The sequence below is a fragment of the Paenibacillus sp. T2-29 genome (assembly GCF_052921365.1).
In genome coordinates, this window is record NZ_JBREVE010000001.1 from 209,964 (window position 1) to 231,415 (window position 21,452).

Consider the following 21,452-nt stretch of genomic DNA (forward strand, 5'->3'; position numbering starts at 1 on the left):
CGGGTAAGCGGTTGTTTGACCTATAACACAAATTACTAGGGGGATTATATTTACATGAAAAAGACATTCACTTTGAAAAATATGATGATGCTGATGATGGCTTTCACCCTACTCATTGCTATGATCGCACCATCTACAGCTGATGCAAGGCGTGGTGGCGGATTTAAATCCGGACCAAAATCATACCAATCTACACCAAGCAAGGCGAATGACAGCAGCGGCATCAATAAGTCTGATAGCGGAACTAAATCTAGTGCGGCTACGGGCAACACAAGCAGAACCGGTGGGTTCCTCGGTGGCGGTGGCGGGTTCCTCAAAGGTATGATGCTGGGCGGCTTGGCAGGTATGCTTTTCGGCGGATTGTTCGGCAACATGGGTGCATTGGGCAGCTTACTTGGCCTGGCCGTTAACGTTCTAGCTATTTATGTCCTGATTATGGTTGGTGTAGGGATCTACCGAGCTATCAAAAATCGCCGTAGACCCGATGATTCTCGTGGAGGACGTTACTAAGTTATGATTTTAAGCATGGATGAGATTGTTAATGCCATTTGCCTGCATATGGCTGAACGCAAGGGCGTACGACCGACCGATGTGGTTGTGGAGCTAAGCTGGGAAGAGGATACAGGCTATACAGCCGAAGTTCATGTCCAGGGACGCAGTCAATATCTGGTGGAAGCCAATATGATTGAAGCCATTCTGAGATATCTTCATTGCGAATACAATATTCGTGCCTATCGCGAGCAGGTCAGATTGGATCTGGATGAAGAAATTACCGCTATTGTCCAAACTTAATTAAATTGCATAGGACCGTCGTACAAACTTGTTTCAAAACAAAAGAACCGCTCTTTGCCTGGTGGCAAGGGCGGTTCTTTTTCTGCTCTTTTCTCTCTAATAGATCGTCATGGTTGTACGCGGCACCCTTTCAAGCAAACCACTACCATACATTTCCCGAAATGGCTGCTCTTCCATATGGATATAACCGATATAACAGCCACATTCTTTCATCCGGCACGGACGCTGGGCGCTCAGCCCCTCCAGACCGTCTCTGTACAGGTGCCCAATCACACGTCGATCCTGATAGCAGTGTTTTACTCGCCCGTCACCTTGGACGTAGAATACATCTGCTCCCGCGCGACATGCTCTCCCCTGGCTGCTATAATCCTTTAAATTCCATTGAAAATAGGGATCTATCTCAGTTAATTCGGTAACCTCGGCATCCGTATAATAATGTGGTCGGTCCTTGTAGGCGTTGATCCACATATAAACTTCTTTTGGAAGTTGCGCCCGCAAGGAACGAATAGCCGGGAACGCCTGTCTCAATCCAACTGTACCGACACTATAGGAAATGCCAAGTTCATATAGCTTCATCGCCTGCGATATAAAAGCTTGCTCTTTGGTTTCTCCAGGATGATAAGTAGCCCACAGCGCAGCCGTATCTGGATTTAGTTCGTTTGTCCAATCCAGCTTAGCCGATAGATTCGTCTGTACCGCCACTTTTTCCACATGCGCCATATGAGAAAACTCAATCATAGCCTTACGATACCAGGAATGAATCAAGGCTTCTCCGTACGGATTAAAAAAAATGGAGAGCTGGTGCCCCAAAGCACCCTGCTCCCGTACCCAATCAGCAAAACGCTCCAACTGCGCCCGATCCTTGTTCAACGTTTCCCGACTATCGACGTTTTTACTGAATGGGCAGTAAGGGCAAGCATAGTTGCACGAGGTCAACGAACCACGATAATATAAGGTCGATCTCATGCGCCTACATATCCTTCCATACGCTCGCGTACTGATGTGGAGATCATCCAGTCTCCAATCGCATCGGAATAGGCCATTCCTTCCTCCGTAAGTCGAAGCGTGCCCTCCTCGACCACAGCCATACCCGATTCCAGTAGCAGCGACATTCCTGTAAAATCGTCTTCCAGGGATACACCAAAGCGCTCTGCATAGGCACATAGCTCCAAACCTTCCCGATGAAGAAGCGCCTTCAGGATAAAGCGCCGCTTACGCTCATCCGCATTTAAAATAAAGCCGTAGTCAGCCAGATCATGACGCTCCGCCGCCACATAATCCGCGATAATACTACGTGTAGCTGCTGTACTGACACCATACCGGCTGGCATAGTGTACATCGCGTGTATAAGAGCGTGCACCACACCCCAATCCAGCCATGCCCTCCTCCTGGCAACTGTAGGGTAAAAGCTCTTTGCTAGATGTACCCTCATTTTTAGCAAAACGGCGCATGGAATATTGTACATATCCTGCCTGTTTGAGTCGTTCGCGCGCTACTTCATACAAGCTGAGGCGAATATCATGATCCAGCCCAGTATAGCCAGGCTTTAAAATCGTATTTTCACGAATGTATAACGGGTAAAGAAAAATCTCTCCTGGCGAATAGGACAGGGCTTCCTTGAGAGAATACAGCCAGGTTTCCACCGTTTGACCAGGCAGACCATAGATCAGATCCACGTTGAGCAAAGGAAAATTGTATTCTACCAGCCGCTCAAGTGCATCTCTAACAAGCTTGGGCTTCTGAGGTCGGTATATGGCGGCACTTTCTGATTCCACAAAGCTCTGGATTCCCATGCTGACACGATCTGTACCGCGGCGCTTGAGCACCTCCAGCCTATCCTCAGTTACAGTATCGGGAGAGGTTTCGACTGAAATAGAAGCTCGCTTGGGGTCCAATCCCATAATATTTTCCGCAATGTCAAATAAACGCTCCACCAAAGGAGCCTCCAATAAGGTCGGCGTACCACCGCCAATCGCAAAACGCGAAAAAGGCCGACCGCCCATAATTGGGGCCCATTGCCGAGCTTGTCTTTCTAGCGCATCCACATACTCCTTGTGCACATCCTGGCGCTTATCCGGTAAAGTGAACAGGTTACAAAATCCACAGCGAGCTGCGCAAAACGGTATATGCATATACAAAAAATAGCTTTCCAACTCTTCTTTCTCCCACAATTCCTGCAATGAGAGCGGTGTATCGAACGAACGATAGGCCGTTTTATGCGGATAAGAGTACAGATAGGAGCGATAGGGAGCTTCTCGGATCGTACGTGCCCATTCTACAGGAGTATCCGGCCACTGAAATCTAGTCGTTACTAATTTTGTGTCCATTCCCGGAGAAGTTTGGGTTGCTGCGCCCATCGGATGTAGGTGATTCAGATTCATGGCTTTCATTTCTGCTCCTTCCTCGCGCTGGATTGGATTCTTGATCATTTACCAGTGCAAACTACGTTTCTTTTTGTCCTACAGTATAAATTCGCGGTAAGGCACATTCCACACTACCTCATGCGCCAGACGATGCCCTTCGTAGCCGTCTTCGCCATAAGCTGTACCATGATCGGAAAAAGCCATGCAAAACGTCTTGCCACGCTTACGCAAAACATCAAACAAGCGTCCAAGTTCACCATCCACATACCGCAAAGCTGCTCGTTGAGACTCTACTGAATCTTTTGAAGAGCCCTTTACAAAATAATGGTTAGGCCCATGGATTGCTGATACATTCAGAAACAAAAACAAGCGCTGTGCAGGGTCTGCCTTTTCCAACAGCTTCAAGGCATGATTCACCTGATGCTCTGTTGAACGAGGGTTGGTAACGCCAAAGTTCATGCGCCAGTAGCTCTCTTGAAAATATCCGGGCAACACCTTGGCCAGCTTGTTCTTCTTCGTGAAAAAAATAACGCCACCGATACAGATGGTCCGATAGCCCTCGTTCTCCAGCCCTGACACAATGTCCGGAGCATCGAACAGCCAGGTATGTGGATGCGTTCGTAATCCCGTATCCTTTGTGTGAAACAGCCTGATATGTGAAGCCTTATCTATATTGGCCGGAGTCGGTAAAAATCCGCCAAAAAAAGCATGGTGTGCAGCATATGTAAAGCTCCCTGGTGTATGGCGCTTTTCCCACGACCCGGAGCCGCATAAATTCGGGCAGTTTTCTTCCTCCAGCTTGGCTACGTCATAACGCAGGGTATCCAGCGTAATCATGACAATATCGTGAGAGCCGACAATTTGATTCATATCAGTCATTATCTGTCTTTCCTTTCCAAAACTACGCTCCTATTAGCAAGGTGCAGCATTTCCCATTCATATGGATTCCAACCCCGATGCTCAACCCGATACAGTAAATCACCGAACGGATTAACATCCAATACATAGGGACGACCACCGTGAGCTGGAACGAGCACATCCAGTCCAGCAACCATAGACGCCGGAAAAACCCTCATGGCGGCTATTGCAGTATGCTGGACCGATTCTATCGTATTCTGTGGTAGTCCGGCTTCCTCCAGCAAGAGTCGCTCATTACGCAAATGTAGATTTGTAATGGGGCTGTGACTCAAACGTAAAACCGCATGACAAGCTTCTGATTCACACACGAGTTGACGCACATCATAAACACGTCCGTTCAGGGTCGCTTTGGGAATCCAGCGTTCCACATGTACCCCTTCCAAACATAGCCAGTTAAGGATGGCATGAATGTCCTGCTTGTCTGTATAACGACGCAATCGTCCGGCATTATAATACACACGCTGTCCGTGTATGATCTCTGTTCCAATCGTAGTTACCGCCAGCTCTGCATGTGTCTGGGGATGTACCTGATATGCCATGACACCAGAAGCACCTGACCCGCAAAATATTTTCACAAATACGCGGTGAAACCCACTCTTTTTCATAGCTGTATGGAGATCGACAGCATCACGAAAAGCACCGCCTGAAGCTGTAAGCACAGGCGGGACCCTGATGTCTGCCTGGTCTAATACGGCGCTACAACGCCGTTTGTCAAACATGACGGCTACTTCCGCAGGATCGTTCATCCAGCGCGACGAGGGCCAGAGCCGATCTACTTCATGCCGCAGCCAAGCCAGCAGACGGCAATAGCCCCGGAACCATTGTGCCGGGTGCCAAATGCGACCATGCTGCTCCTGCAAACGGCGCGCTTCTGCCGCCAGTATACCTGTGCCATGTGCCCATTCCGGCGATGGCAACAAAGAATCGTCTCCCTCGGCATCCGGGGCGCCCAGAGCAATCAATTCCCGCTCTACCTCAAAGTTTTCGCCCGGTGCATCCAGACGTAGCAACGGGCCACTGTCCACCCGCCCTGCCAGTAATTGATCAATACTCTCTTGCACATGGACACTGCCATTCACGCTATTTTGCGCAGCTTGTACAGCTATCCTGACCATCAGTTCGCGCAGACTGTGCTTCTCTCGAATGGCCCCCAATACATCTGTATAGGAAACCTCCAGAGCAGACGGAAGCATTAATCTGCTTCGTGCTTCCTGCAGTCCCGTAGTTCGACGATTCCCCGAATTACCGAACAAGATAAACGGCTCATTGACATTACTATCCCGCATCATCACCATAGAGCCGCCTCACTTTATTCTTTTTTAATTTTAAAGTCAATCCGTTTTAGAAATCCATTGGAGCAAATTACTCTGTCAGTGATGGATAGCGCCAATCATCTTCTTCATCTGCTTCTTGTTGATCTTCTACGTTCACAGATAAACCTGAGTTTTTCCAGCGTTCCATCATTTCACTAGACATATAATGATAGCTCAAATCCAGATGTTTTAGCCCTTTTATACTTTCACTAGCCAGCAACGCTTCTGCACCTTGATCAGACAATGTACCTTGTGAGAGATCTAGCACTTCCAGTTGTCCAATCACAGGGGCATTAGCAGCAGCAATGGCAATTTCATCCTGTATCTCACTGTCTTTGAGTCCCAAGTATGTAAGTTTGGGAAAAGGATTGCTGTCTAAAAACGGTAAAATATCTTCCAGTTTACCGTCAAAACCATAATCCTCGACACCCAAATACAGCTCCAGCTTGCGCAGTTCAGGCAGTTCGGCATTAATGATTTGCTGAAGAACGCTCACAGGTAGACCGCCACAAATAATAACCAATTCTTGAAGATGATTATGGCGAAGTGGTTCCAAGCTCAGATCCTGGCTTCCTTTAATATGTAAGGATTCAAGCTTTGGAAACGCTTCTAACAGCGGCGACAGATTCGTTTGGTTAATCCATGATACCTCACACTCATCATATTCCATATCACCAATAAACAGCTTGCGCACCTTAGGAAATTGATCTTTCAGCTTCACTAACACCGGTATAAAATCATCTGGTGAGTTTTCATAGGCGCCTCCCCAATCTCCGATGATCAGATCCGTAACTTGGGCACTCTCCGGCTTGGCTGCCAGTTCCTCAATAGATTTAGCCATCGTTTGGCCATTCTCATAAGCTTCATAATCTACAACCAATTTCACTTCCATCTCACAATTCCTCCGATCGCTTGTCTGAGATCTCGTAAACTATCTATTTCCAATTTAGTCTATCCTATTCTACCAATGTTCGTCAAAAAAAGTCCCAGATCGACATTAATCCTATGTAAAATGTGCAAATGAAATAAAAACAAGACAGCCCACTTACGGGCTGCCTTGGGATGTATCCATAATAAATTTCTACTATTATAAAGAACGCAAGTTTAGAACCAAGTTATTGGGTAATTGTAATCGGTGAGTTATCGGACAGCAATGCCAGATTATTCACGATCACATTCTCTTCCTTGCTCAAGCCACTGGTAATGAGTGTTTGTGAACCTGTCGTTTGAACAGTCTTCACTTCCTTGCGTTTCGCATGGTCGCCGTTTACCACATATACATATTCTTTACCTTGATCCTTTTGCACTGCCGCAGTAGGAACAACAATACCTTCTTGCGCATTGGCAGCGACAAAGCTGATATCAGCCAACATGCCGGATTTCAGTTTCATATCTGGATTGGCTACTGAGATTTTTACAGGATAGCCTTTTCCGCTTGCATCCAACGGGCTTACATTTTTGACTGTACCTGTTGTTACAATGTTGGAAGCTGCAACACGAACCTGTACCTTGTCACCTACTTTTACATTGTTGATCTGTTCCGCAGGGACATAGATCAATGTATTGACCGTACTCAGGTTAGCAATGACAAGCGCAGGAGACTGAGCGGATACCATTTCGCCCACTTCTGCATTTTTCGTACCCACAATACCGTTGATCGGTGATGTAACAACGGTGTCATCCAATGCATCCTGAGCAATGTTTACATTCAGTTGTGCCTGCTTAAGAGATTGTTGGCTAGACTCGATGCCAGCCGTATTTTGAGATACTTTAAGTTGATTTTGCGCATTGCTGTAGCCGCTGTTGGCATTACTGTAGCTATTTTTTGCTGACTCATAGCTGTTGCGGGCTGTAGTTAGGGCCTTTTGAGCCGCTATCAATTGATCTTTTGCATTAGCCTGCGCATTTTGTGCATTATTATAAGCCGCTTCCGCATTCACAACTGCGGTTTTTGCTTGTTCTAATTGTGCTTGGGTGCTCGCACCAGCATCAAACAGACTTTGTGTACGGGTTACATTCTTTTGTGCATCTGCCAATGCTTGCTGTGTTTGTTTCACCGTATTGGCTGCCGAGGAGACACTATGTGTCGCTTGTTCTACGGCTGTAGTTGCTTGATTAATAGCTCCCTGAGCCTGATTGATTGCACTTTGGGATTGAATCACACCGCTTTTGGACTGCACTAAGCCCGAAGTTGCTTGAACCATCGTTGATTCATGGGATGCTTGAGCGGTGCTTACGCCTGCTGCTGCTGCTGCGGCGGCGGCACGGGCTTTTGCAACATTGTTACGCATATCCTTATCGTCAAGCTTGAATAGTACTTGACCCTTTTTAACCTCAGAACCAATATCCACAGGCAGCTCAACCACTTTACCGCCTACTTTAGGCACAATATTGACTGTTTCCGAAGGAGTTACCGTACCTGTATAAATATTGCCCTGTCCGATAATCCCCTGCTGTGCTTGACTAATTTTAACCGGTACGACCATGTCCTGAGCCGCTCCGCTATTACTGGAGCAGCCTGCCAGCACTGCGCCGCCGAGGACTAAAGCCGCTAATGTACTTTCTACTCTCAATATTTTCATGATAATTCCCTTTCTTTCTGTCCGTGGAAATAATGTAAGCCATCCAGTCGATATTTTTGTATTTCTCTTTTTTAAGCTTCCGGCTGTGTCTTTGCTTTCTTCCTCTGAATAAACAAAAAGATGAGTGGAATCGTGCAAAACAGCGGTATAGATGAAATGAGGAACGTATCCCCAATTCCTCTCGATGTAGCATCCAGTGTGATTAAACTACTTATGGATGACATCCATGAGCTACCCAATGTCGCTTGTAGCGTATGAGCCGAGTCTTGTGTAATGGACTCCGAAATTTGCTGGGCATGGGCAGCTGAACGGCTTTGCATAATGGCGGTCAGTACCGCAATCGCCATAGATGCAGCCACGGTACGTACCAGATTGGACGCTGTAGACGCATTGGCTACCTTGCTCGGATGAACAGCATTCATGCCGACCGTGGACAATGGCATCATGCAAATACCAATTCCCAGACCCCGTAATGCCATTACGGTTTCCAACCAGGCATGCGAAGTATCTGGCGTAAGCTGATGAAGATGATAGGTCATAAAGCTGGTTAACGTCAGGCCCACAAGTCCCAAAGGCACAATGCCGAACTTATCGAACAGCTTCCCGGCAATAGGCATCATCGCCGCCATGGCAATGGCCTGTGGAATGAGGATAATACCAGTATCAATCGGTGACACGCGCTGAATATTTTGCAAAAACAACGGTGTTAGGAACGTTCCTCCGTACATCCCCATCATGACCAGACTGGAGGCGATAACACTAATCGTATATTTTGAATTCTTGAATAATGAAATTTCAATTACAGCATTATCCTTGCCGCTTTCTACATAGATGAGAAAGACAAGTGCCCAGAAAGAAATAAACAGCAGAGATACAATCCCAAAAGAAGTCCAGCCATCACGCTGGCCGTTTGTCAGTGCGTACAAGAGTGTTCCTGCACAGGTTGCCGCCAGTAAAAATCCTGGCAGATCAAACGGTTTCGGCGTAACCTTAGGCGGCTCCTTGATGAGAAGGATGACCATTAAAATGGCAAATAAAGCAACCGGCAGACTGACAATAAACAAGAAACGCCAGTTAAACCATTCAATTAAGTAGCCACTCAGCGTAGGCCCTACAGCTGGTGCGGCCATTGCAGCGATACCCCATATACCAAGGGACATCCCGATTTGTTCACGCGGCATAATTTTGTAAATAATCGTCATACTCAGCGGCATAATGACACCGCCGCCCAGACCAGCCAATACACGCGCTGCAATCAGGGAAGAATCACTCCATGCAAAAATACATATTCCTGTCCCCAGCGAGAACACGCTGAGCGCAAGAATCAAAAACTTCTTGTATCCGATACGCTGCTCCATATATCCGGTAATCGGGACGATTACGCCGGATGCAAGCGTGTAACCTGTAATAACCCACTGAATACGTGTCGTCGTTGACCCTAAATCCGTCGTCAATCGTGGAATGGCGACATTGATCAGACTGTTGTTCAGAATGGCGACAAAGGCGCCTAAAACGATAGCAAAAAAGGCAAGCCAGCGTTCTTTGGAAGAATCTGTCGAAGGAGCAGCAGCAGTTTCATTGGCAGCCACATGGACCCCTCCTTTTTAAGATGTATGAATTTTTACTTCCACGTTCGTTCCAGGGATAAGCTTCATGTCCTTCGGCTTGTTCACAGCAATTTCTACAGGTACACGTTGAGTCACCTTATTAAAGTTACCACTTGTGTTCACAGCAGGAACGAGCGAAAACACTGCATTGGAAGCTTCGCCCACTTTACGAACCTTACCCTGAATGACCTGATCGCCTGCAGCATCAAGCGTAATGTCAACAAGCTGTCCTGGTTTAATACGGTTAATATCGGTTTCTTCAATATTCGTGGATACATACAGGTTGTTCATATCAACCATAGTCGCTACAGCACTACCCGGTGTTCCAATTTCATGTTCTTTCGAATAAATCTTAATAACAGTTCCGCTAATCGGCGCACGCAGCACAGACTTGCTAATCATGCTTGCATCCAGTCCTGATACATCCTGTTCGGCAATCGGTTCATTGCGTTGCAGCACATCGCCTTCTTCAACATCAATGTGGCTAATCTCACCGGAAATTTGCGGCATCACCTTATACTGATCGGCTTGAATGCGCGCATCGTCACTTTTAACAAAGTGTGTTGCCTGATACCAATAATAGTAGCCAATAGCTCCACCACTCAGAATGAGCAGCACGATGAGAATCGGCAATACAGTTTTCTTACTCACTTGTTCCACCCCTGTTGTCCAAAAAATTTTTATTATTCAACGCTAATATTTTAAAATTGAAATATTAGGGCATTAAACCAAATCTAGAGCATAAATAAACACATGGCAGCAAGCCATGCACAAGACAGGACTTATTTATGTACGTAGGACAAGCTGATCCATAGTCCACAAACCGTCTTTATTATATTTAAATATTTTCATATAACTATTGTACATTGAAATATTATAGATATATTTATCTATTCAGGCAATATAAATTTTCAGTTTTTTCAGAATTTTTTTTCACAAAAAAGAACCTTGTTTCCAAGGCTCTTTCATGAAAAGGGATAGTTTACATTTAAAGGTTCACACAATAAACCTAAGAGAAAAGCGTAGGTCCAAATGACCGATCCCTACAGTTTTTCGCCTCCCGTTCTTCCTTTTTGTCCTTATTCGCTCTGTTCTGCTGAGAACCTTGCTGCCCCATACATCCCCTACAACGACAGCGTTCTGCCATCCCATGCATATCCTCTCTGGAGTCTTTTAATAGTCGTACGTAATCCAAAGATTGCTGTAAAGAAGCCGAACCAGGAAGAAAACGAACCTTCCTGCCTTCTAGCAGACAGTATACTTCGATAAGCTGAGGGAGAGCTCCAAATGCATAATAACAAAATATATTTGTTAAATGTTGAAAAGTACTAATAACGTTAGGGTTGTAGTCCACCATATACTTTTGAATCAGTAATGAATCTGCTTGTTCTGATTGTTGCCAGGCTGCCTGAATAATCAGCGAAATATCGACCTCCAACTCAGGCACCGCTGTACAAAATTGTTCATACAACATCACAGGCACCAATAAGTCATTATTTAAGGCACATATTTTTGACAACTCGCCTGACACTTTATTTTTGACATCCCAGTAATGGAACAAGGATTCAAAACTATTCGACTGCTTAGGCCACCACTTCTCCAGCACATACTGGACAGGGACTTCTCGCCGTACCTCTACTTCCATTCCAAAGTATTCGTTCAGCGCATGCCCTATCGCATACTGAACCCTTTGCCGCCAATTCCAACCCTCACGCCCTCGTTTTCTCTGTGATTGACGGATTGGCTGCGGAGTTCTCCACATCTCCTCAAGCTGATAGTCGTGCAGAAGAGGAAAGCCGCTTAAGCTATCGCTATTGCGCATACCTATCCCTCACTCTCTTCTCAGGACACTCCAATACCAGCCTGCGCAAATTGCCTTCCGTAAGCCCGGCAATTCTCCTTCTCATCATCGAGTGGATTGAATTCAATCTTCAGACTCTCCTGAATGACCGATGCGCCGCGTTCTTTGACTTTTTCCTCTACCAAGTCCACTGCGCCACAGAATTGTGTATAAGATGTATCTCCACTGCCAAATACAGCAGTCTTTTTACCAGACAGATCAAGCTCGTCTAGTTCCTCATAAAAATCTAAAAATTCATCAGGAAGCTCACCATCTCCCCATGTATATACACCCAACAGGAATCCATCATATGCAAGCAATTCTTGCGCGCTGCAATCATACGAAGCCTTCAACTCCGCCTCATGCCCTGCCTGACGAACACCCTCGGCGATCAATTCCGCGATTTCCTCTGTATTACCGGTCATGCTAGCATAAGCAATCATGATTTTACCCAAGTTCATCCCTCACCTTTATTTGAAATATGGGATGCTTTCATTCCCTATTACTCAAATAATATTTGATAATGATTCTCATTGTCAAATACTAATTTCAATCATCAACTGTATTTTGGTAAACATATACGCAAAAAAGTCGCATTATATGCGACTGTTCACAATTAAAATCTATGGATAGATGCGAAAACATTATGTACGTACAACATAATCCATCTTTCATAATTAGAATGAAAATCGGATAGTTGTACGTACAAGTGGGATTGATTTCATTTTAATATGGAAGCGCTCTAATTACAAGTACATCCGAAAAAAATATTTTTGCTCTGTTTAACTACTTACTTATTCGTGGAATCATTCGATTGTTGCTAAGGTTTGTTGTACAATAGACTCCATATGGGGATTTTACGCAGCTTACTGCCTAAATCCTGAATTGACTGCTGAAGGATGGATTGTACATGTATGTAGCACAAGAGTGGAAAGACTATGAAGTAATGGATACAGGCGGTGGTGAAAAGCTGGAACGTTGGGGCAATATTGTCCTGCGTCGTCCCGATCCGCAAATCATATGGCCTTTGACCCAGGAAACAGCGGAATGGCGCAATGTTCATGGGCATTATCACCGCAGCTCTTCCGGGGGAGGCCAATGGGATATGAAAAAACCTATCCCCGAGCGCTGGACGATTAGCTATGGACCGCTTAAATTCCACATTAAACCGACCAGCTTCAAGCATACTGGCCTTTTCCCAGAGCAAGCAGCCAACTGGAGCTGGATGATGGATAAAATTAAAGGCGCGGGCAGACCCATTTCCGTACTGAACCTGTTTGCATACACAGGAGGAGCCACGACTGCCGCAGCGTATGCCGGAGCCAGTGTAGTTCACGTGGATGCCGCCAAAGGTATGGTGCAGTGGGCAAAGGAAAACGTTCAATTGTCCGGCCTGGCTGACCGTCCGGTACGCTTCATTACGGACGACGTGTTCAAGTTCGTGCAACGGGAACAACGTCGAGGCAACCGTTATGATGCCATTATTATGGACCCTCCTTCTTACGGACGTGGACCTAATGGAGAAACCTGGAAGCTTGAAGAAAGCTTATATCCGTTCCTTGAATCCTGCATGAGCATCATTTCAGATCAACCCTTGTTTATGCTGATCAACTCCTACACGACGGGTATTTCACCTACTGTATTGCGTAACATGCTGAGCATGACGATGCAACAAAAGTATGGGGGCCAAATTAGCGCTGGTGAAATCGGATTGCCGATCACACGCTCAGGATTGAATTTGCCTTGTGGTATTCTCGGACGCTGGGAGGCTTAATTCCTCTTATGAATCAAGATGAACTTACTCGGCAAGAGCATGCACAGCCGAATATTCCCGTACTATATGAGGACAACCATGTCCTGGCGGTTGTAAAGCCTGTCAATGTTCCGACACAGGAGGATGCCAGCGGTGATCCCGATCTGCTGTCTTTACTCAAGGAAGATTTGAAAATCAGACACAATAAGCCTGGTAACGTCTTTTTAGGTTTAGTTCACAGGCTGGATCGGCCTGTAGGCGGAGCCATGATTTTTGCTAAGACGTCCAAAGCTGCTTCTCGCCTGTCAGAGTCGGTTCGAAGTCGTCATTTTCACAAGCTGTATACAGCTGTTCTGAATGGCGTTCCTGCGGCTCTTCAAGGCCGGCTAACCCATTACCTGCTAAAGGACAGCCGTACCAACACGGTCAAAACGGTTCGACCCGGCACGGCCGGTGCCAAGGAAGCCATTTTGGAATACCGCGTTATCGGACAGGCTGCTGGACTCAGTCTTGTGGAAATTAAGCTACACACCGGACGCTCGCACCAAATTCGCGTACAGATGCAGGCAATCGGCTGTCCCCTCTATGGAGACCAAAAATATGGCGGTAATCTGAGCCGTCCTGGTCAACAGCTGGCCCTCTGGTCCTTGCTCGCTGGAGCACCGCATCCGGTCAGCAAGGAAGCGATGAGCTTCCACTCACTGCCTCCCGTCCAATTTCCTTGGAGTGAGTGGCCCTTGTCGCTTTATGAGAAGATGATTACGTCGGAAAATTGAGCAGACTTACTACAAAGAACCCGCACTGCAAGTAATCAAACATGCAATGCGGGTTCTCTTTTTTCACAAAAGCAAATTAAAATGTATCCATGCTTATGATGAGGAAGCCACGGTCTTCCCCTTCTCGCTGTTGACCAGTTGTTGACGGGAACGAGCGTTTTGTGCATTCGTATTTTTGATGAAAAACGCTAAAACCAAAGCTGTCACGCTCAATAGTGTAGCAATGATAAAAGCCGAGTTAATACCGTAAATCGTAGCTTGATTGCCAGCAGCCAGCATTCCCGCTTTGTCCGTAACGTTCAGTCCTTCAGATGCAACCATCGTGGTCAAACGATTGCTGGTTTGAGTAGACATTACCGTCACTAGAATTGCTGTCCCAATCGAGCCCGAAATCATACGCAGCGTATTGCCCATCGCTGTACCATGGGCATTCAATCGTTGTGGAAGCTGATTCAGTCCGGCTGTTTGGATCGGCATCATCAGCAACGACATCCCGAACATCCGTACCGTATAGTTGATTAAGAGTGTCAAATAGGTGGTTGATTCGGTTAAACGTGTGAATTCCCAAGTCGTTATAGTCATGATCAACAACCCAATTACAGACAGCCAGCGCGCTCCAATTCGGTCAAAAATAGCCCCCGTCACAGGAGACATGATCCCCATCAGAATCGCTCCTGGTAGCATTAGCATACCAGACTGGAGCGGTGTAAATCCGCGAATATTTTGCAAATAAATCGGAAGCAATATCATACCAGCGTACAGAGCCATCGTCACAATAACATTAATGATTGTCGTCAAGCTGTACACATCGTATTTAAAGATACGGAACTCCAGCATAGGCTCATTTACCTTCAGTTGTCGGACAATAAATAAAATAAGCGCAATCGTCCCGACGATGAGTGTAGACAGGACTGGAATACTTCCCCAACCTGATGTTCCAGCATCACTAAAGCCGTATAACAGCCCGCCGAAACCGAGTGTAGACAAAATAACACTGAGAATGTCCAGCTTAGGCTTGGATTGCTCGGTTACATTTTTCAGAAAAATAAATCCGATCACAATCGAAATCACGGAAATCGGCAGGATAATCCAGAACAATACTCGCCAGTCATAATGCTGCACTATATAACCAGATAAGGTTGGTCCAATGGCTGGAGCAAACCCCATCGCAAGCCCCAGCGTTCCCATTGCACGGCCACGACGCTCTATTGGGTAAATGTTCAAGATAACGACCATCATTAATGGCATCATAATCCCTGCACCCGCAGCCTGAATAAGCCGACCGATTAGCAAGATACTAAAACTCGGCGCTATTGCACATAACAGCGTGCCGATTGAAAAAATAGTCATCGCACTAATAAACAATTTACGAGTAGAGAAACGGGCAATCAGGAATGCGGTCACTGGGATTAATACCCCGTTTACGAGCATAAAGCCTGTGCTAAGCCACTGAGCTATACTGGCATCTACATTCAAGTCACTCATCATTTTCGGTAAAGCCACACTTATCAACGTCTGGTTTAAAATCGCAACAATTGCGCCAATCAACAGAGCGGCCACAATGGGTGCTCTGCGGACATTACCTGGTAGTGTCATTTGAGGACTGCTCAAGTTGATTCATTCCCTTCGGTGTTAATTTCATGATCATTTGTTTATGAACATCCAAGAGCAACTCTAGCTGCTCCTTCGGGATGTCCAGAATTGGCAAGACGCGCTCCATCCACATGGTGTCTACCTTTTGCATGATATCTTTTCCTTCTGGCGTAAGCGCCAGTACTAAAGTTCTGCGATCATGCTCATGCCGTTCACGAGCGATATATCCCGCCTTGGTCAAGCGGTCAACCACCCCGCTCATAGAGCTGCTTCCCACATGAGCTATCTCTGCCAGCTCGGATAACCCAATATTGGGACGTTTATTTAGAATGGCCAAAGCCATGTGTTGAATCGCCGTCAGATCCAAATGCTGCTCCTCATTCCAGAAAGCATAAAATATTGTCTTGTTAACCTCCCTTACCGATTGAATAATCCGGTACACCTCAAGTCTGTCTTCCTCTCTGTCACTCACTAGAACCATCCTTCTTCCCAATACTTATTCTTTCCCATATACACAAACTAGTAACTATTCGTATACGAAATGTTATTTATTTATAACTATTATTTTATCATCTCTTATGTAAATGTCAACATTCCCCCAAATACTACCTATGCTTGAACACAAAAAAGCGCGGAAATGAATACCACGACCGGCATTTACCCGCGCATTTCTATTCGCCTTAGAAAGCTATTCTGCTCGCTCTATTTGTTCCTTTATTCCCTCGTTTTCACTGGCTGATACAGCAGTTTTCGACTTCGTTGTAATTTTCCCCAACAAATAAACCAGCAAATTCTGATTGTGCTGAGATATTCGGTTTAGCGCAGAACCCAGAAAATCGTCCCTGATTTGCAATCCACGCTCCACTTCTTCTCTACCTTGATCTGAAATAACAATCCATACAATTCTACGGTCCTTTACGTCTCTGAACCGGGTGACCAGTCGATTCCGCTCCATCCGATCCAATAGCATCGTAACTGCCGCAGGTGTGGTGGCGAGATATGGGATAAGTTGAGACGGCTTCATGCGGCCGTATTCGTTCAGAACCTCCAGCACCGTGAGTTGAGCCTCAGTTAGTGATGGAGCTAGTTGCTGCTCCATATGAACCTTGTAGTCCTTAGCCATTCTGGACCAGATTTTTGCAAATTCGGTCGTTTGCATTTTGCCTCACTCCTTTGAATAACAGGGTCAGTAAAAGCATCAAAGTTACCGTATGGGCCACCGTCCGGATTGTATTTCATCACATTAAATTTTCGCCATTTCCCCTCAGTTTCCTGCCGTTTTTGGAGCATCAAATGAAAAGGGGAAGGAAGTCTCACTTCGGATTTGGAGGCAGGTCAAGGTTCGACAGCATGACGGCAAAAAGGTCCTCATTCGTGCCGGAATGGCACGTGAGGACCTCTCTTTTTCGAGCTAAAAAACGCTTGACTTTACAATTATTCTACAGTCTGTGAACTCTGCGGCTCACTACGCGGCAGCACATTTACAATTTCGTCCTTCTTCTCCACAGGAGCCAGCAGCTTGCCTGTATCCTTGCGGTCGGTTAAAGGAGCTTTTTCCGAAAGGAAGGACATCGTCTGCCCTTCTGATGTGATGACAAATAATTGAACAGCTTCACGACAATAGAAAGCAGCCACAATTCGTGTTCCGTTCGAACGCACCCGCTTGCCTTCCTTGAATTCGAAGGTGCTGATTCCTTTACCGCCTCTTCCCTGAGAAGGATAATCCAGCAGTAGCGTACGCTTACCGTAACCGGATTCGGTCAGTACCAGTACCTCTCCTTCATCCTCTTCTACCCATAGTGCTGCGACAATTTCATCGCCTTCCGCCAGTTGTATACCTTTGACTCCCGCTGAAACGCGGCCCATGGCATTAACCTCTTGCTCCTTGAAGCGTATGCTCATCCCCGCACGGGTAATCAACATAATATCCTTGCTATTGTCGCTTAACGTTACTGATAGTATCTCATCGTCGCCAGCCACCTTGCAGGCTGCTACAGCACTGGAACGCTTTGTGGCATATTCTGTAAGTTCAGTTCGTTTGACTTGCCCTTTCTTCGTTACAAACACAAGACTTTTGCCGATTTCCTCCATGTTTTTGATCGGAATAACGCTTACGATCCGATCTTCCTTCGCTAGCGAAATGACATTGACAATTGGAGTGCCCGGCTCTTTCCACTTATACTCTGGTACCTGGTGCACAGGCAGCAAAAAGTATTGTCCACGCTGGGTGAAGACGAGCAGCACATCGAGTGTATTCACGTCAAGGAACTGGGTAATGTAGTCCCCTTCTTTAACACCTGAGTTTGAACGTTCCCCGCCAGAACGAGTGAACGACAGCATACTCGTACGTTTCACATATCCATCTTTCGAGAGGGTTAGCAACACATCCTCTGCCGCAACCATGACCTCCAGGTTTACCTTAATCTCTTCTACCTCACCCTGTATCTCCGAGCGGCGGTCAATACCGTACTTTTCACGAATTTCCAGCAGTTCCTTGCGGATCAGACTGATCAGCTTGCGGTCGCTATCCAGAATAGAACGATATTGAGTAATTTTCTTCTGAATGTCAGCAAGTTCTTTTTCGAGAGTTGTAATTTCAAGATTCGTAAGACGGTACAATTGCAGAGTCAAAATGGAATCCGCTTGTCGTTCACTAAAGCCAAACATCCATTGCAAATTATTTTGTGCATCCTGACGATTTTTAGAAGCTTTAATAGCCGCGATGACCTCATCCAGAATGTTCAGCGCCTTGACTAAACCTTCCAGTACATGTGCGCGATCCTCCGCCTTTTCCAGTTCAAACTTGATACGGTTTGTGACAACCTCGCGCTGGTGAGCTATATACGCTTCCAAAATGGACTTTAATCCAAGCTGGTGTGGTGCTTTGTTTACGATGGCTACCATATTGAAGTTATAAGCCACCTGGAGATCGGTTTTTTTCAGCAGGTATGCCAAAATACCTTCCGCATCCGCTTCCTTCTTCAGCTCGACAACAATACGCAGGCCATTTCTCCCGCTCTCGTCACGAACCTCGGCAATCCCTTCTACCTTTTTCTCCAAACGGATGTTTTCCATAGCGGTTACGAGCCTGGATTTAACAACCTGGTATGGAATCTCTGTAATAACCAGTTGCTGCTTGCCTCCACGCAAAGACTGAATTTCCGTTTTGGAACGGATATAAATACGTCCTTTGCCTGTTCTGTAAGCATCCTTGATGCCTTCGCCACCCATAATGAGTCCGCCAGTCGGGAAATCCGGACCTTTAATAAAGGTCATAATCTCTTCTAGCTCGATCTGCGGCTTTTCCATCACTGCGATGGTGGCGTCAATCACCTCACGCAAGCTATGAGTTGGAATTTCCGTTGCAAATCCAGCTGAAATCCCGCTGGATCCGTTTACCAACAGATTAGGATAACGGGATGGCAGCACAACAGGTTCCTTTGCCGAGTTATCAAAGTTATCCTTGAACAAAACCGTACGTTTTTCGATATCACGCAGCATTTCCATTGCGATCGGAGACAAGCGTGCCTCCGTGTAACGCATAGCTGCCGCAGGATCGTCGTCCTGAGAACCCCAGTTGCCGTGGCCATCCACCAGTACGTGGCTCATTTTCCAAGGCTGCGCCATCCGTACCATCCCATCGTAAATAGATGAATCACCATGAGGATGGTAATTACCCATAACGTCCCCAACGGTTTTGGCGGATTTGCGATACGCTTTTTCAGGGGTATTACCCGAATCGTACATCGCGTACAGTATTCGGCGTTGCACAGGCTTTAATCCATCCCGTACATCAGGTATCGCCCGATCCTGAATTATATATTTGGAATATCGGCCAAAGCGGTCACCGACCATTTCCTCCAGATAAGCTGGCAAAAATTGCTCCGATAAGCTCATGTCTACACCTCATTTAATAGCACTACTCTACGTATTCCGTGAAATCCACGTTTTCCACGATCCAGCGCTTACGTGGATCCACCTTATCACCCATCAATGTGGACACACGGCGTTCAGCTTTGGCAGCATCCTCAATCTGAACGCGCAACAGGGTGCGTGACTCGGGATTCATTGTCGTTTCCCATAACTGATCAGGGTTCATCTCCCCGAGTCCTTTATAACGTTGAAGCTCAAAATTCCGTCCAAATTCTTTTAAGTAATTATCAAGCTGCTCGTCAGTCCAGGCATAACGAACCGTTTCGAGCTTACCCGACTTGCGGGTTATTTTATACAATGGCGGCTGAGCAATAAATATGCGTCCTGCATCAATGAGTTCTTTCATGTACCGATAAAAGAACGTCAACAACAGTACTTGAATGTGCGCGCCATCTGTATCTGCATCGGTCATAATGATGATTTTGGAATAATTGCTGTCTTCCAGCGTGAACTCAGTTCCTACCCCCGCGCCAATCGCTGCCGTAATCGCACGATACTCATCATTTTTCATAATATCCGCCAACTTTGACTTTTCCGGATTCATCGGCTTGCCCTTTAACGGCAAAATTGCCTGGATTTTGGAATCCCGTCCTTGTTTGGCCGATCCTCCAGCCGAATCGCCTTCCACGATAAATAACTCATTACGTGTAAAATCCTTGGACTGCGCAGGCGACAGTTTGCCATTCAAATTAGAACTTTCACTGCGTTTCTTGCCAGAACGCATTTCGTCCCGAGCCTTACGTGCAGCTTCACGCGCTTTGGATGCTTGAACTGCCTTTCTGATCAAGGTTTGCGCTATCTGTGGATTTTCCTCCAAAAAGCGCTGCATTTGTTCAGATACGATGGCATCCACTGTACTCCGCGCCGAAGCACTACCCAGCTGATCTTTTGTCTGACCGACAAATTCAACCTCGGCCATCTTGACACTGATTACAGCCATCATACCCTCACGCAGATCGTTACCTTCCAGGTTTTTATCCTTTTCCTTCAACATCGCTGTTTTGCGTGCATAGTCGTTCATGATACGAGTGTAAGCGGTTTTGAAGCCTGTTTCATGCGTACCCCCGCCACGTGTCGGAATGGAGTTAACGAACGAAGCAATCGTCTCTGTGTAGCCGGCATTGTATTGGATGGCAATCTCCACTTCAATGTCTTCTTTCTCGGCATTAAAGTGAATAACATCATGCAGTACATCCTTACCTTCATTCAAAAAAGAAACAAACTGACTTGCTCCACCCTCATAAAAATATTCATCTGACTTTCCGCTGCGCTCGTCTTTAAGCTGAATACGAAGGCCGGAATTCAGAAAAGCAATTTCCTGAAGGCGTTCAGCCAGCGTATCGTAGTTAAAATGAATTCCTGACTGAAAAACGCGAATATCCGGTTTAAATGTAATTTTCGAGCCCGTCTTGTTAGTATTGCCCAGCACTTCAAGGCCTGTGGTCGGTTCACCGACATGCTCCACGCCCTTCTTGTCCTGCCAATATTCAAACCGCTGACGATGAATCTTGCCGTCCCGGTAGATTTCCACTTCAAGCCATTCCGAAAGAGCGTTCGTTACAGACGCACCTACCCCATGCAGACCCCCGGACTTTTTATATCCCGAACCGCCAAACTTACCTCCGGCGTGCAAAATGGTGAATACAACTTGAGGCGTAGGAATTCCCATTTTGTGCATTCCCGTAGGAATACCGCGCCCGTTGTCTGATACTGTAACAGAACCGTCCTTATGCATTGTGATATCAATGCGAGAGCAAAACTTGGCGAGATGTTCATCCACCGCGTTGTCTACAATTTCCCATACCAAATGATGCAGTCCCGAAGAACTGGTGCTCCCGATGTACATGCCCGGCCGTTTGCGAACTGCCACAAGCCCTTCGAGCACTTGAATGTCGTCCGCGCCATATTCTGAAGCTCCGTTCTGTGTACCGGAAGCTCCCGCAGACAAGTCGATTTTGTCGACCATTCATGCTCCCCCTTTG

The 21,452-nt window shown here is 46.4% G+C and carries 19 protein-coding genes; 4 read left to right on the forward strand and 15 right to left on the reverse strand.

What is annotated here, in order from left to right:
- The first annotated feature begins 54 nt into the window (after positions 1–54).
- Positions 55–510 carry a hypothetical protein gene (locus tag ACU1JV_RS01420; RefSeq protein WP_013371562.1) on the forward strand — a complete coding sequence of 152 codons (456 nt, stop codon included), beginning with the start codon at positions 55–57 and terminating at the stop codon, positions 508–510.
- Positions 511–513: 3 nt separating this feature from the next.
- Positions 514–792, forward strand: coding sequence for a YxcD family protein (locus ACU1JV_RS01425; protein WP_413986521.1), 279 nt, complete (start codon positions 514–516; stop codon positions 790–792).
- A 96-nt stretch (positions 793–888) separates the two neighbouring features.
- Here ACU1JV_RS01425 and ACU1JV_RS01430 read toward each other — a convergent pair whose 3' ends face one another.
- The 10 genes from ACU1JV_RS01430 to ACU1JV_RS01475 all read right to left on the reverse strand — a co-directional run bounded on the left by ACU1JV_RS01430 (position 889) and on the right by ACU1JV_RS01475 (position 11,876).
- Positions 889–1,758 carry an STM4011 family radical SAM protein gene (locus ACU1JV_RS01430; protein WP_192442775.1) on the reverse strand — a complete coding sequence of 290 codons (870 nt, stop codon included), beginning with the start codon at positions 1,756–1,758 and terminating at the stop codon, positions 889–891.
- Positions 1,755–3,182, reverse strand: coding sequence for an STM4012 family radical SAM protein (locus ACU1JV_RS01435; protein ID WP_413986522.1), 1,428 nt, complete (start codon positions 3,180–3,182; stop codon positions 1,755–1,757). Before ACU1JV_RS01435 ends, ACU1JV_RS01430 begins: the two co-directional genes overlap by 4 nt.
- A gap of 69 nt (positions 3,183–3,251) precedes the next feature.
- On the reverse strand, positions 3,252–4,034 hold the full coding sequence (locus ACU1JV_RS01440; protein ID WP_040103534.1) for an STM4013/SEN3800 family hydrolase: 783 nt from the start codon (positions 4,032–4,034) through the stop codon (positions 3,252–3,254).
- Positions 4,034–5,368 carry an STM4014 family protein gene (locus tag ACU1JV_RS01445; protein ID WP_064963034.1) on the reverse strand — a complete coding sequence of 445 codons (1,335 nt, stop codon included), beginning with the start codon at positions 5,366–5,368 and terminating at the stop codon, positions 4,034–4,036. Before ACU1JV_RS01445 ends, ACU1JV_RS01440 begins: the two co-directional genes overlap by 1 nt.
- Before the next feature lie 67 nt (positions 5,369–5,435).
- The gene (locus tag ACU1JV_RS01450) at positions 5,436–6,278 is read right to left on the reverse strand and encodes an STM4015 family protein (protein ID WP_025676821.1); all 843 of its coding nucleotides are present in this window, start codon (positions 6,276–6,278) and stop codon (positions 5,436–5,438) included.
- 223 nt (positions 6,279–6,501) lie between these two features.
- Complete coding sequence (locus ACU1JV_RS01455; protein WP_025676820.1) at positions 6,502–7,968, reverse strand: efflux RND transporter periplasmic adaptor subunit; 1,467 nt, start codon at positions 7,966–7,968, stop codon at positions 6,502–6,504.
- A 71-nt stretch (positions 7,969–8,039) separates the two neighbouring features.
- Positions 8,040–9,557 carry a DHA2 family efflux MFS transporter permease subunit gene (locus ACU1JV_RS01460; protein ID WP_016822117.1) on the reverse strand — a complete coding sequence of 506 codons (1,518 nt, stop codon included), beginning with the start codon at positions 9,555–9,557 and terminating at the stop codon, positions 8,040–8,042.
- 15 nt (positions 9,558–9,572) lie between these two features.
- On the reverse strand, positions 9,573–10,226 hold the full coding sequence (locus tag ACU1JV_RS01465; RefSeq protein WP_165082430.1) for an HlyD family secretion protein: 654 nt from the start codon (positions 10,224–10,226) through the stop codon (positions 9,573–9,575).
- 358 nt (positions 10,227–10,584) lie between these two features.
- Positions 10,585–11,397: a hypothetical protein gene (locus ACU1JV_RS01470; RefSeq protein WP_165082428.1), complete on the reverse strand. Its 813-nt coding sequence runs from the start codon at positions 11,395–11,397 to the stop codon at positions 10,585–10,587.
- A gap of 20 nt (positions 11,398–11,417) precedes the next feature.
- The gene (locus ACU1JV_RS01475) at positions 11,418–11,876 is read right to left on the reverse strand and encodes a flavodoxin (protein WP_016822119.1); all 459 of its coding nucleotides are present in this window, start codon (positions 11,874–11,876) and stop codon (positions 11,418–11,420) included.
- A 449-nt stretch (positions 11,877–12,325) separates the two neighbouring features.
- Between ACU1JV_RS01475 and ACU1JV_RS01480 the strand changes: the two genes are divergently transcribed.
- Both ACU1JV_RS01480 and ACU1JV_RS01485 read left to right on the forward strand, forming a co-directional pair.
- Positions 12,326–13,189 carry a class I SAM-dependent methyltransferase gene (locus ACU1JV_RS01480; RefSeq protein ID WP_013371574.1) on the forward strand — a complete coding sequence of 288 codons (864 nt, stop codon included), beginning with the start codon at positions 12,326–12,328 and terminating at the stop codon, positions 13,187–13,189.
- An 8-nt stretch (positions 13,190–13,197) separates the two neighbouring features.
- Complete coding sequence (locus tag ACU1JV_RS01485) at positions 13,198–13,944, forward strand: RluA family pseudouridine synthase (RefSeq protein ID WP_013371575.1); 747 nt, start codon at positions 13,198–13,200, stop codon at positions 13,942–13,944.
- A 93-nt stretch (positions 13,945–14,037) separates the two neighbouring features.
- Here ACU1JV_RS01485 and ACU1JV_RS01490 read toward each other — a convergent pair whose 3' ends face one another.
- The 5 genes from ACU1JV_RS01490 to parE form a co-directional block, all read right to left on the reverse strand.
- Positions 14,038–15,540, reverse strand: a complete 1,503-nt coding sequence (locus ACU1JV_RS01490) for a DHA2 family efflux MFS transporter permease subunit (protein WP_413987578.1) — start codon at positions 15,538–15,540, stop codon at positions 14,038–14,040.
- Entirely contained in the window at positions 15,524–16,009 is a 486-nt protein-coding gene (locus ACU1JV_RS01495; RefSeq protein ID WP_165082426.1) for a MarR family winged helix-turn-helix transcriptional regulator, read from the reverse strand. Before ACU1JV_RS01495 ends, ACU1JV_RS01490 begins: the two co-directional genes overlap by 17 nt.
- 216 nt (positions 16,010–16,225) lie before the next feature.
- The gene (locus ACU1JV_RS01500) at positions 16,226–16,696 is read right to left on the reverse strand and encodes a MarR family winged helix-turn-helix transcriptional regulator (protein ID WP_013371578.1); all 471 of its coding nucleotides are present in this window, start codon (positions 16,694–16,696) and stop codon (positions 16,226–16,228) included.
- A 275-nt stretch (positions 16,697–16,971) separates the two neighbouring features.
- Positions 16,972–19,434, reverse strand: coding sequence for a DNA gyrase subunit A (gene gyrA, locus ACU1JV_RS01505; protein ID WP_013371579.1), 2,463 nt, complete (start codon positions 19,432–19,434; stop codon positions 16,972–16,974).
- Positions 19,435–19,456: 22 nt separating this feature from the next.
- Positions 19,457–21,436, reverse strand: a complete 1,980-nt coding sequence (gene parE, locus ACU1JV_RS01510; protein ID WP_013371580.1) for a DNA topoisomerase IV subunit B — start codon at positions 21,434–21,436, stop codon at positions 19,457–19,459.
- Positions 21,437–21,452: the final 16 nt, after the last annotated feature.

What these genes read in the sequence shown, in the direction of transcription:
- ACU1JV_RS01425 (WP_413986521.1), top strand. Translation starts at nt 514, where the DNA reads ATGATTTTAAGCATGGATGAGATTGTTAATGCCATTTGCCTGCATATG.
- ACU1JV_RS01420 (WP_013371562.1), top strand. Translation starts at nt 55, where the DNA reads ATGAAAAAGACATTCACTTTGAAAAATATGATGATGCTGATGATGGCT.
- ACU1JV_RS01445 (WP_064963034.1), bottom strand. Translation starts at nt 5,368, where the DNA reads ATGGTGATGATGCGGGATAGTAATGTCAATGAGCCGTTTATCTTGTTC.
- parE (WP_013371580.1), bottom strand. Translation starts at nt 21,436, where the DNA reads ATGGTCGACAAAATCGACTTGTCTGCGGGAGCTTCCGGTACACAGAAC.
- ACU1JV_RS01430 (WP_192442775.1), bottom strand. Translation starts at nt 1,758, where the DNA reads ATGAGATCGACCTTATATTATCGTGGTTCGTTGACCTCGTGCAACTAT.
- ACU1JV_RS01470 (WP_165082428.1), bottom strand. Translation starts at nt 11,397, where the DNA reads ATGCGCAATAGCGATAGCTTAAGCGGCTTTCCTCTTCTGCACGACTAT.
- ACU1JV_RS01450 (WP_025676821.1), bottom strand. Translation starts at nt 6,278, where the DNA reads ATGGAAGTGAAATTGGTTGTAGATTATGAAGCTTATGAGAATGGCCAA.
- ACU1JV_RS01480 (WP_013371574.1), top strand. Translation starts at nt 12,326, where the DNA reads ATGTATGTAGCACAAGAGTGGAAAGACTATGAAGTAATGGATACAGGC.
- ACU1JV_RS01500 (WP_013371578.1), bottom strand. Translation starts at nt 16,696, where the DNA reads ATGCAAACGACCGAATTTGCAAAAATCTGGTCCAGAATGGCTAAGGAC.
- ACU1JV_RS01475 (WP_016822119.1), bottom strand. Translation starts at nt 11,876, where the DNA reads ATGAACTTGGGTAAAATCATGATTGCTTATGCTAGCATGACCGGTAAT.
- ACU1JV_RS01485 (WP_013371575.1), top strand. Translation starts at nt 13,198, where the DNA reads ATGAATCAAGATGAACTTACTCGGCAAGAGCATGCACAGCCGAATATT.
- ACU1JV_RS01490 (WP_413987578.1), bottom strand. Translation starts at nt 15,540, where the DNA reads ATGACACTACCAGGTAATGTCCGCAGAGCACCCATTGTGGCCGCTCTG.
- ACU1JV_RS01455 (WP_025676820.1), bottom strand. Translation starts at nt 7,968, where the DNA reads ATGAAAATATTGAGAGTAGAAAGTACATTAGCGGCTTTAGTCCTCGGC.
- gyrA (WP_013371579.1), bottom strand. Translation starts at nt 19,434, where the DNA reads ATGAGCTTATCGGAGCAATTTTTGCCAGCTTATCTGGAGGAAATGGTC.
- ACU1JV_RS01440 (WP_040103534.1), bottom strand. Translation starts at nt 4,034, where the DNA reads ATGACTGATATGAATCAAATTGTCGGCTCTCACGATATTGTCATGATT.
- ACU1JV_RS01435 (WP_413986522.1), bottom strand. Translation starts at nt 3,182, where the DNA reads ATGAAAGCCATGAATCTGAATCACCTACATCCGATGGGCGCAGCAACC.